Raw genomic sequence first — 11,383 nt, 5'->3', positions numbered from 1 at the left:
GGGGAGCCGATTGCGTTCCCGGTCTGCTTTGCCGTGACCGGAACGCTTGGTGCGGGCAAGACGCGATGGACGCAAGAGCTTGCCAGAGCCTTGGGGCTGAACTCGTCAGAAGTGACCAGTCCCACCTTCACCTTGCTGCGAACCTATCACGCGGAACAGCACACGCTTCATCATGTCGATGCGTATCGTGTTGGTGATGAAGACGAATGGTGGGAACTGGGATTGGAAGAGTGTTACCAAGAACCCGGTTCATGGACGGTCATCGAATGGGCGGACCGGTTTGCTGATGCGATGCCGCCCGAAGCAATTTGGATGCAAATCGAAATCGTTGCTGACTCACCGGAGTCCGGGACTCGCGAAATTCAATTCCGTTGCGCTGACCCAGATCGTTGGCAATGGGTCGAGCGTGTTCTGAAACGTCTTCATGCAGCTTCGTAGGCAACGCAGTGAGAACGTTGTTGTCGTGCTACTCACCGCGATGACCTACAACACGCCTTTGGTACTTGGGATCGCATCGCTGCGAGGGTCGCTTTCAACGGCCATGCGGATCGCTCTCGCGGTGGCTTTGAAAACACATTCGCTGATGTGGTGCGCGTTGCTGCCGTGATGCAATAGAACGTGCAGGTTGCACTTCGCATTGACCGCGAACGATTGCCAAAAGTGTTCGACCAGTTCGCTGTCGAACGTTCCGATCTTGGACGCCGCGATGGGAGCGTTGTATTCAAACGCATAACGTCCGCCCATGTCGACGGCCGACGTGACCAAGCACTCATCCATTGGCAACGTGAAGTGACCGTAACGACGAACACCTGCGCGATCACCGAGAGCTTGATCGACAGCGGTGCCCAAAGCGATGCCGATGTCTTCGGCGGTGTGGTGGTCGTCGACGTGCAAGTCGCCTTTGGCTTCCACGGTCAGGTCAATCAAGGCGTGCTTGGCCAGCAGGTCCAGCATGTGGTCGAGGAATCCAATTCCCGAGTTGCGTTTCCCTGCGCCACTGCCATCCAGGTTGATCGACAGCTTGATGTCCGTCTCGCCGGTTTTGCGTTCGAGGCTGACTTCGCGCGACGAGTTGGAATTGGAAGAGGTCATGTTGAGTCCGCTCGGGCGGGAAGGGAAAAGTTGAGAGACTGCATCGCGCGTTCGATCATCAGCAGGCACGCATCGATTTGGTCGTCCGTGCCAACACTGATTCGCAATCCGTCGCCCCAATCCGGGAAGTCCATGTATCGGATCAGAATCTGGCTTTGTTTGAGGTACTGGTGAATTTCCGCGTGTTTTCCTTCGGGGTGACGGCACCACACGAAATTTGCGTGCGACGGTGTCACGTCGAACCCAAGTGCTCGCAAGCGATCGGTCATTCGTTCGCGGGTGACGTTCATCTTGGCGACGACATCGGCCAGCCAATCCTGGCAGCCCATCGCGGCGGTTGCGGCAGCGATCGAAATCGCGTCGCAGTTGTAGCTGTCTTTGATTTTCGTCAGTTCGGCGATCACGTGCGGTTGTGCGACCAAGAAGCCAAAGCGAATGCCAGCCAACCCGTATGACTTGCTGAGCGTTCGGGTGACGAAGATGTTTTCGTCGGATTGAACCAGATCGAGGCAGTTTTCTTCGGCGAAGTCCGCGTAGGCTTCATCGACGACCAACGGGCAGTTGAGCGAATTGGAAAGTTCAGCGATCTGAGTTTTGGAAACGATCGTTCCGCTGGGGCTGTTCGGGTTGGGCAGCAGCACCAGTTTCAGGTCGTCGCGATTTTCACCAAACGATTGCGGAAGTTCCCAGGGTTCATTGAACGGGACTTGTTCCCAGTTGGCACCTTGGATGTCGGCGAGCGTGCGGTACAGGATGTAGCTGGGGTACGGCAGACGCAGCGATTCGCCCTCGCCCACAAAGCCGCGAACGAGCAACGTCAGGATTTCGTCGCTGCCGTTTCCAGCCAGCACCCATTCTGGTCCGGGCAATCCCAGGGCGTCGGCGGCGGCTCTTCGGAAGGAAGTCGCCATCGGATCGGGGTAGCGATTCAGGGGGCCGGTCGCGGCGGATTGGATCGCAGAAACGACCGGGGCCGGAGGCGGATAGGGGTTCTCGTTCGTGTTGAGCTTGATGAATTTGCCCGGCGGAGGTTGTTCCCCCGGAACGTACGGTTTCATCTTGGAAAGCGCGGGACGGTATTGCAACGAATCAACTCGAAGGAGAATGTCAGAAGGGCCGACGATATGCGGACATTGTAGTCATTTCACGACAACATCCCATTCCGGGCGAAGCCGAAATGGGATGTTGGGTTGGACGTCGTGGAGTTTGATTGACCGCGAACGGGTCACCGAGGTTCACCGGTTCGGAAAGAACGGTTGATTGAACGATGGTGAGCTGACAGCAGCGGGACGCTGTGTGCCAGATGGGCGAGTGCTCGGGGTGTTTGGAGGATTCGTTGATGGAGGCGGAAGAGCGTCCTTCTTCTGGATGTCGCTGAGGTTCCAACGTTTTCCGTTCAGACCGTCGGAGGGGTTCCAGCTGAGACCAGGAACAAACATCAGCGACGCGATGCTGGGGCCATTGATCGACGCGGTGCCCCATTCGGTTTCGACCGTGATGAGTTTGACGTCCGTTGCTCCGGTGATCGAATCGCCATTGAGCATCACGACAGTGGTCGTTGCATCGTTGGCGGATGCAAAACGGATGCCGGCAACTTCGGAAAGTGGAATGCTGGCGGTGCCGAACGAGGTCTGCATTTGCAGCTGGGTCGTGTCGGTCAGCGTGCCTTCGATTTTTGAATCGTTGACCAATCCAACCGTTACGCTGAGTGGCCGTGCCTTGGACGACAAAGCAGCATCCTTTACCGGAGCTGCTTTGGTTGGTTCGGCTTTGGCGGGAGATGCCTTGGGAGGTTCCTCGTCTTGGGCGTGGGCCGAAACGGAAACCACTGCCAACGCGGCGGCCATCAAAAGGTGGAAACAACTGCGTTTCATCGGGAAAACTCCGAGAAGATTTGAGCGTAGTGGAGCCCGCTCCCTCCACGGGTGCGGACCAATCATAGGTTAACCGATCAGCGGAAGGAGAGAAGGCAGTCCGCCAGTCAAAACTGGCGGATTGGTCCGTTGATGATCGTCAAATCTGCCCATTTGGTGCGACCCGCCTGAACGCTGCAGTTGCATTCAGGTTGGCGGATTCACTCCGCGAGCAGCCCATCCATGGTCGAAACGAGCGATTTGACCGCGTCGACACTGTTTTGGAAGGCCTTGGTTTCTTCGTCGGTCAGCGACAATTCGATGATGCGTTCCACACCACCGCTGCCCAAAACAACTGGGACGCCGACGTAGTAACCGCCCACGCCGTATTCGGATTCGCAGTATGCGGCAACAGGAATGACTCGCTTTTTGTCTTTGACGATCGCTTCGACCATTTGGGCACAGGCTGCGGCGGGAGCGTAGTAAGCGCTGCCGGTCTTTAGCAACGAAACGATCTCGGCTCCGCCCTTGCGAGTCCGGTCAACGATTTCGTCCAAGCGTTCTTTGGAGATCAGTTGTGTGACGGGGATGCCGCCGACGCTGGTGCAGCTTGGGATCGGCACCATCGTGTCGCCGTGGCCACCCATCAGCAAAGCGCTGATGTCTTCGACGCTGACGCCCAATTCCATTGCCAAGAAAGTGCGGTAGCGAGCGGTGTCCAAAACGCCGGCTTGGCCGATGACTTTGGCAGGTTCGAAGCCGGTGACTTTGAACATCTGCTGAACCATCGCGTCGAGCGGGTTGCTGACAACGATGATCACTGCGTTAGGGCTGGTGGCTTTGATTTCTTCGGCAACGCTGGTCACGATTTTCGCGTTGGTGGCCAGCAAGTCATCGCGGCTCATACCAGGTTTGCGTGGCAAGCCAGCGGTGACGACGATCACGTCGCTGTCGGCTGTGTCGGCGTAGTCGGTGGTGCCGACAATGTTCGAATCAAACCCCATGATCGGCGAGGCTTGCATCAGGTCCAGAGCCTTGCCGCGAGGCATGTCTTCCGTTCGGGGAATGTCCAGCAGGACGACATCGCCGAGTTCTGCGGCCGCACACCAGTGAGCACAGGTGGCACCAACATTTCCGGCTCCGACAATGGTGATTTTAGCGCGACGCATGGGGACTCTTGGGGGTAAAGGAGAGCAGGGACGGGCGGGTGAAATGTCCGCTTATGGTGGCATCCATCGACGGAGCGTCAAGAGGGCGCGGGTGCGACGATTGTGACCACTCAAGCGGGTGATTTGGCACCGCGGGAAACGTTGCAGTGTTCGCGAACGGTCGGTGGCTGAGATCGGTTGTGGCTTGTCCCGGCGGTAGAGTCCCCGAGGATTCGAATGCCAAAGAGGGACGGTTGTGCCCAGGAGCGACGGGAGAGAATGTCGCGACCGCGAAAAGTTGTGGGAAGAAAAAAACGAAGCCAGTATTGCTTCATGCAAGACTGGCTTCGCTCTGTTACCAATTCAAATTGTTACCCGACGCGAACAGTCCTTGTCGGCGACCGGAATTCAAGTTCATCAATGCACCTTGATTGCGTGAGAGAAATCAAGAAGCACCGTTGGGCAACATGAATGAAGGGAGTGACGTCCGTGTCAATCAAAGCAATGAAGCTAAGACGTGGAGTCCAAACCGTCTCCCATGAATCGTTCACAATCGTTGTGACGAACAAAAAAATGGCGAGGCCCTTCGCCATCATTCAGTCAATGGAAAATAGCCGAGTCAATCAAATGACGTCGGACGGCGGCCCCGCTTGCCAAGGGGAAACGTCGAAGAAAGTGTGGGGCGATCGGTGCTTGACAGACTGTAGAGGAACTCTGGCAAACCGCATCGAACACACTCCGTAAGAAGAGACAAATCATCGACCACAATCGGTTGAACAGAACGTCCAATGCAACCGCCTCACAAGCGTGGTGAGGGGATCGAAGATGTGTGGGTCAAGCGAGCGAAAATTTGGCGTGGTGAACCATCAATGTCAACAACAAAGTCATCAAAAAATCATTCGCGTTGACCGGTCGATTGATTTGACATTGGAAATTGCGACTCGTTCGAGTGAAGTTTTTTTTGTCAACCAACTTCGAAAGCAATTCAACGCCATTCGTGATTGCGACGTCGCAACATCGACGATGCGAAGTGTCGTATGATGTGCGTTAACAGGTTTCCTTTTCTTGGTTGCGGACAGGTTGTTCCACGGATCAACACGACGATGTCTCGTCATTGCCGCAACACCCGGTGTACGCAACGTGAACGAATTGAACGCGTCTTCCGACGTTGTGTCGGACGAATCTCAAACGCATTCGGATCCCGCATCATCGGGTGTCGATTCAGCCATTGATCCGGGTTACTGGTTCAGCGACGAGTACGTTTCGCGAATGCGGCAGACGCTTGGTCCTGATGCTTGTCGTGCGCTGTCGATCTATCCGCTGCCAGAAGCGTTTTGTTTGTCGGTGATCGTGCCGGTCTACAATGAATGTTCGACCGTCCAGTCGGTGCTCAACTCGCTGCGCAACACCGGTCTGCCGATGCAGATCATCGTGGTCGATGACGGATCGAACGATGGATCAGGGGAAGCCCTTAAACAGTTTCAGGATGAACATCAGGTCTCGTTGCTTCGCCATCCCGAAAATCGCGGCAAGGGTGCGGCGATACGCACCGCCATCGAAGTCGCACAGGGCGACGTTATTGTCATTCAAGATGCCGATAGCGAGTACGACCCAGGTGACTTTCGCGTGATGTTGCAACCGCTTTTGGCGGGTGAAGCCGACGTGGTTTACGGTACTCGATATGGCCATTGCGATCGTCAGGTTTCGCCGTGGTGGCACCAAGCCGTCAACGGCTTTCTGTCTTGGTTGGCCAGCGTTGCGATTGGTCCACGACTGAGTGACGTGGAGACGTGTTACAAGATGGCTCGCCGCGAAGATTTCTTGGACATTTTGCCGAAGCTCAAAGAAAACCGGTTCGGAATCGAGATCGAACTGACTGCGCGTTGGGCTCGCAAAAATATGCGTTTCACGGAACGGCCGATTCGCTACCACCATCGTTGGTACGACGAAGGCAAGAAGATCGGGTGGCGTGATGGTGTCGCCGCCCTCGGGTGCATCTTCCGTTACGGATTGCTTCGCCGTTGAGGCTCATCTTTGAAGCAGCCCGATGTCTGATCGTAACTCGCTGGCTGTTTGTGAATCGTTGTGCGTTTGCACGCGGATGCTGAGTCGGTGTCACTTTGCTGAGGTTGTGTCACCCGGACGGCGAGGGGTTTCCCGCAGTTTGTTTGATATTTGATGGCTGAACGGGCGGGCCGGAATGAGCTATCAAGTTTCACGATGTTTGGTTTCACGTTGATTCAGCCGCCGATGACGAGTTTCACGGTGGTTGAACCCACCGAAATCGTTCATTGAGCTGATGATTTCAAGCCTGTTTCGATCTGTTCTTTTGCGGGATGAGTTGAGTATGGTCGCAATCGTGAAACGGAGACTCGACGAGGTCTCAAAAGCCAATCGCAAGATTGTCTTCAGCGGACACCAACCACGGTTGGCAAGGTACGCAATGCCTCGTTGAGTAAACGTTTTCGTTGACCCAACACATGCAGTGCGAAGGATTCGCCGAATGCACGAACGGACGATGCGAGCCGTGGCTCGAGGTTTGTTCGTTGCCTGCTGCGCGGGTCCGACATGTGTGACGTTGCTCATCATCCTGGTGATGTGGTCGCCGTGGTATCACCGTCGTTGTGTTCTCGCGACCGAAGCGGCTCTGGCATTGCAGACCGGATTGGATGTTCGCATCGGTTCGTTGGAACGCATCAGCCCGACGACTTGGCAGCTTGGCGATGTCCAACTGCGAGACAACGAGACGAAGCAATCGATCGGTCGGGTGCGAATTGTTTCATGGGTTCAAGAAGACAATCGAACCGTCGTGCGATTGAGCCAGCCGGAGATTCGTGCAGAGTTTCTCAACGACGTTTGGGATTTGGTTCATGACCGGTTCTTGTGCCGACCGGAACACACGTTGAATCCGATCCGTTTGGCGGCCGACGACCTGACCATTCAATCGGCTCATTCGCAGATCACCATTCGCGATTTGGATGGAACGATTCTGCCGGACGAGAAACAAGTCACCGCAATGCTGAGTTGCATGTTGGCGGGCGAGCGTCCCGACATCGAACCGATGGAAATTGAAATCACGCGGCGTCGCGACGAAGGCTTGCCTCGAACGACGGTTTCGTTGCGAACCGGCGAGCTCAACGCTCCGCTCGCGTGGTTGGCCGGCTATCACACCGCGTTTGAAAAACTAGGCGGTGACGCGACGTTCCACGGAGCCGCAAAGCTTACTCAGGTGCCAAGCCGAGATCGTGGCGGGAATGCTGGTTTGGAGTGGATGTTGGATCTCAGCAGTGCCCGGATCGAAAACATCGACCTGGCGAGGATGACGGAATTCTTGCCTCATCGTTTGGCCGGCCAAGCATCCTTGCAATTGAATCGTTGCCAAATCGTGCCCGGTGGCATGGTCGATGTGGATGGTGTGATTCAAGTTGCCGGCGGTTACATCTCCGCTTCGTTGCTACCGCGATTGGCAGAGGATTTGGGATGCCAATTGACCACCGCGGTTCCGGAAGATTTTCAGTTTGACTTGATTGCCATCGACTTTGATTTGTACGACGGCAAGCTCGCGATGGAAGGATTGTGCAACGGGCAACGCGGGTTCGAAAAGATGCCGCCGGGAACCATGTTGTGCGCCGGCGGCCAGCCGATTGTGGTGACCGGCCCACAGCAGATCGCGGCGACGCAGTTGATGCGTCTCTTCGCGGCTCCTCACAGCGTGTCGGTTCCGGTGTCCGGGCAAACGCTGGAGATGCTTTGGTTGTTACAGCCGCCTCGCGGTCCGCTGACGTTGAACGATACCGTTGGCGGCATCCCGGGTGTGCCTCGTTTCGGCGAGTCGGGACATCCGGTGAATGAGGATCCGCCTCGGATCTCAGGTCGTATCAGCGGTTTTCAATCCGCTCCCGCACCAAACGGCACGCCACCACAGCGTGCGTATTGGTGAGCAATGACGCCGGTCATTGTGTTGCCGGTGACAATCGCTTCAACGATGGGTCCGTTGCATTGCCGCCGAGGATCACTCGGTCAGCCAATGCATCGTTGCTGTTGATCGAGTCCACGTTTTGCGTGATCCGGTAGATTCCACCCAGGCAAGCCGCAGACACGATGAAGCAACATGCGGTCCAGTAAGGATGGTAGGCCGGTCCGTTGGCGGTGTTCAGAATCAGTTCGTTCAGAATCGGTAGGTCCAATTCCGCGACGCGTTGCAATGACACCGACAGTGCGTTGTTGCAAAAGTGAATCGCAATGCCTGGCAAGACGCTTCCGGTTCGAAGAGCAATCCAACCGAGAAGCAAACCCATGAAGGTGGCCGAGATCGATTGTTGAAGCACACCGTGCGAGATTCCAAACATGAGCGCGGTGACCAGCACCGCACGCAATGGATGCCCGCCACGAACGAGTCCGCCAAAGATGAATCCGCGGAAAGTGATCTCTTCGCAAATCGCCGGGACGAACGCCATCAGCAGAATCACCGACGTCCAAGGGGCCGACGCAATTTGTTGCGTGAACGGCAGCATTGCTTCGGCGGCTTGATCGCTGAGCGGATACATCGTGCTGATCCATCCGGCCAGCTGGATGTAAAGCGGGTGCAGCATGACGCAAAGCACGCCGATGACGGGCCAAGTTCGCCAACTAGGTAGGCTGAGCCGTAAGCTGGTGCGAAGTGACGTGGTCAGCATGATCGACATCAGCAAGGTCGGAGCCAAGATCAATCCAAGTTGTGGGATCAAGACCAACGTTGCGATTCCGGCCAGCGTGGTAGGCATCTCGGTCACGGCCAGTTTGCCAAAGAACAAACCAACCAGGACGACGGCACCACATCCAAAAGCGACGGTGGGTGTGGCCGCCAGTTGACGGTCACGCCAAAGGTGTCGGAACCACGCACCGAGTTCCCATTGGTCGCCATCGCCGAACAAAACCGACTCGGATTCGAATTGACGTCGAGCCCATTGGACCGCCATCCACAAACAGATGCCGGTGACCAACGCGACTGTTGGAACGTAGGTCAACGCTTCGAACATGTGTCCTTCGACCAATGTTCGAACCAACAAGAACATGCCGGTGACTGGGATCAAGCTGGTGCCAAGACTCAGCGTGGTTCCCGGCAGCATGGGTAGCAGCACGAGCGGCAGGGTGAGCATCATCAAAGGCATCAGATAGTACTGCCCTTCTTTGCTGCTGCGAGCCATCGCGGCAACCGCGAGAGCCAACGCACTGAACAATGCCGACAAAGGAATGAGAGCGACGAAGAGCCACAGCATCGGAATCAACGGCGGTGTTCCCATCGATCCACCGGCGGGGCCGATCGCGATTTGATTGAAGACGAACGTGCTGGTGACCAGCATCGAGCAAGCATTCAAGATTGCGGTCATCATGCTGAACGACATGACAGCGCCCAGCTTTCCCCAAACGATTTCGCTTCGCAGGGTGGGACTGCAGAGCAGTGTTTCCAAAGTGCCGCGTTCTTTTTCGCCCGCGACCAAGTCGATCGCCGGATAAAACGCGCCGGTCATCGCCCAAATCAGCATGATGAACGGAAGCAGTTTGCTCCAGAAAGCGGCTTCGCGAGTTCGTTCCGGTGCGATGTCGACGTCACGCACTTGAAATGGGTCCAATACCGAAAGCTCCATCCCAGCGGATGACAATCGATTGCGAACCCAGGTTCCTCGCCAGCGATTCAAAATCGATGCCATGCGTTCTCGGGCAACCAAGGATTGATCGGACGCAACGTTATAGAAAAGTCCGATCGTGCCTTGTTCATTTGGATGCACTGGATTGGCGCCCGACAGTGGCGTCTCAAAGCAGATCACACAGTCATAGATGCCGTCGCGAACCCAGGTTTCACTTCGTTTGCTGAGGTCGCCGGTGCGTTCGAGTTCGCTGGTGCGATAGGTCGTTACGTTTACATTGCGAACATCCTCGGAAACCGCATCGGCGAATCGATACTGCGGCAATGCCTTTACTGGTGCATCTGATTCCTCTTCAGCCTCCTTCTCAACGAGCAGCGGAGGGATGTCTCCAGTCGCCGCCGACTGAACATGTTCCATCCCGATCACACATACCGAGATCGGATGTTGTTGAGTGAACTGAGCGATCTGAAGAAGCAGCATCCCAACGATGGGATACAGCAAGATTGGAAGGACGATGATCGTGAACAGTGTTCGACGGTCCCGCAGTTGATCTCGCATCTCACGCGCGTAGATCAGTCCGATGGTTTCGAGTCGTGGTCGGTTGACGCGTGCGGCTCGTTCTCGTTTTTGTTTGGATGATTCGCTCATCGAACAACCTCCGTGGTGGCGAGCGTTTCAGTGGTGGTTTGGTAGTTGCCCGACATTAAATTTTGTTCGTTGGATTCTGCGGTTTCATGTTCGCTGAGCAGTGAGAAGAACAGCTCTTCGAAGTTTTGTTCTTCGTGGCGGTCCACCAGTTCGTCCAGGGTGCCCGAGTCCAAGATCCGGCCGCGGTGCATGATCGCGATTCGATCGCACAACCTTTCAACTTCGCTCATGATGTGAGTGGAGAAGATCAAGCACTTTCCAGCTTCTCGCAATTCGCGAATCACTTCGAGCAAGTTGCGGGCGACCAGCACGTCCAGACCAAGAGTTGCTTCGTCAAAGATCAACACCGGTGGGTCATGCACCAAGGCTCTCGCGATGGATACTTTTTGCTGCATGCCAGTGGACATTTTGCTGCCCGGCACGTCGCGAAATTCATTCATGCGAAGCTGGCTGAATAGCTTTTCAAGGCGATCATTCAGTTCGTCTCGTTGCATGCCATGAAGACGACCGAAGTAACCCACCATTTCCCATGCGGTCATTCGGTCGTAGATCGCCGTGTTGTTGCTGACGAATCCAATGCGGCGGCGAACTTCGGCTGGTTCGTGCGAGACGTCGTAGCCATCGATCGTTGCGATGCCCGAACTGGGACGCAGCACGGTCGACAAAATTCTCAACACGGTTGTCTTGCCAGCACCGTTTGGGCCAAGCAGTCCAAAGATTTCTCCGGGTTGGACACAAAACGAAATGTGGTCAACGGCCAAGAAACGTCCCCGGCGAAGATCTTCGTAGGCCTTCGTCAGGTGTTGGACATGAATCATGAGGTATCAGCCAGTCGCGGTTGCAAACGATCAATCGGAGGTCCGCGCACGGTTCATGCGGGTTCCTTTGGGAACCGTAACTCTCAGCTTGGCGCGAGGCGACGTTCCAGGGTGCGAATGCGTGCTGCAGAAGTCAAACCGATGACGCGATGAGCGGTTTGTTGGGACTGGTCCGGTCAATCCGGTTGTGTCGATGG

At 55.9% G+C, this 11,383-nt stretch carries 9 protein-coding genes; 3 read left to right on the top strand and 6 right to left on the bottom strand.

Annotation, left to right across the window (positions count from 1 at the left end; translation table 11 throughout):
• On the top strand, positions 1–438 hold a 438-nt coding region (tsaE, locus tag B2R17_RS17825), incomplete at its 5' end, for a tRNA (adenosine(37)-N6)-threonylcarbamoyltransferase complex ATPase subunit type 1 TsaE (protein ID WP_286765046.1).
• A gap of 45 nt (positions 439–483) precedes the next feature.
• On the opposite strand, the gene hisB is transcribed toward tsaE, so the two are convergent.
• From hisB to mdh, 4 genes are all read right to left on the bottom strand, one after another.
• Positions 484–1,092, bottom strand: coding sequence for an imidazoleglycerol-phosphate dehydratase HisB (gene hisB / locus B2R17_RS17820; RefSeq protein WP_286765044.1), 609 nt, complete (start codon positions 1,090–1,092; stop codon positions 484–486).
• Positions 1,089–2,177, bottom strand: coding sequence for a histidinol-phosphate transaminase (gene hisC, locus B2R17_RS17815; protein ID WP_008661951.1), 1,089 nt, complete (start codon positions 2,175–2,177; stop codon positions 1,089–1,091). Before hisC ends, hisB begins: the two co-directional genes overlap by 4 nt.
• A 150-nt stretch (positions 2,178–2,327) precedes the next feature.
• Positions 2,328–2,966: a hypothetical protein gene (locus B2R17_RS17810; protein ID WP_286765043.1), complete on the bottom strand. Its 639-nt coding sequence runs from the start codon at positions 2,964–2,966 to the stop codon at positions 2,328–2,330.
• 200 nt (positions 2,967–3,166) lie between these two features.
• On the bottom strand, positions 3,167–4,114 hold the full coding sequence (gene mdh / locus B2R17_RS17805; RefSeq protein ID WP_286765042.1) for a malate dehydrogenase: 948 nt from the start codon (positions 4,112–4,114) through the stop codon (positions 3,167–3,169).
• A gap of 1,119 nt (positions 4,115–5,233) precedes the next feature.
• On the opposite strand from mdh, the gene B2R17_RS17800 reads away from it, so the two are divergent.
• Together B2R17_RS17800 and B2R17_RS17795 are read left to right on the top strand one after the other, a co-directional pair.
• Positions 5,234–6,118, top strand: coding sequence for a glycosyltransferase family 2 protein (locus B2R17_RS17800; protein ID WP_286765040.1), 885 nt, complete (start codon positions 5,234–5,236; stop codon positions 6,116–6,118).
• A gap of 478 nt (positions 6,119–6,596) precedes the next feature.
• Positions 6,597–8,033, top strand: coding sequence for a hypothetical protein (locus tag B2R17_RS17795; protein ID WP_286765039.1), 1,437 nt, complete (start codon positions 6,597–6,599; stop codon positions 8,031–8,033).
• A 13-nt stretch (positions 8,034–8,046) separates the two neighbouring features.
• Here the strand turns inward: B2R17_RS17795 and B2R17_RS17790 are convergent, their stop codons facing one another.
• Positions 8,047–10,368, bottom strand: coding sequence for an ABC transporter permease subunit/CPBP intramembrane protease (locus B2R17_RS17790; RefSeq protein ID WP_286765037.1), 2,322 nt, complete (start codon positions 10,366–10,368; stop codon positions 8,047–8,049).
• Positions 10,365–11,186, bottom strand: a complete 822-nt coding sequence (locus B2R17_RS17785; RefSeq protein ID WP_008661967.1) for an ATP-binding cassette domain-containing protein — start codon at positions 11,184–11,186, stop codon at positions 10,365–10,367. Before B2R17_RS17785 ends, B2R17_RS17790 begins: the two co-directional genes overlap by 4 nt.
• Positions 11,187–11,383: the final 197 nt, after the last annotated feature.

This window comes from Rhodopirellula sp. UBA1907 (assembly GCF_002337565.1).
GTDB lineage: Bacteria > Planctomycetota > Planctomycetia > Pirellulales > Pirellulaceae > Rhodopirellula > Rhodopirellula europaea.
This window is presented reverse-complemented; position numbering and strand designations above follow the sequence as displayed.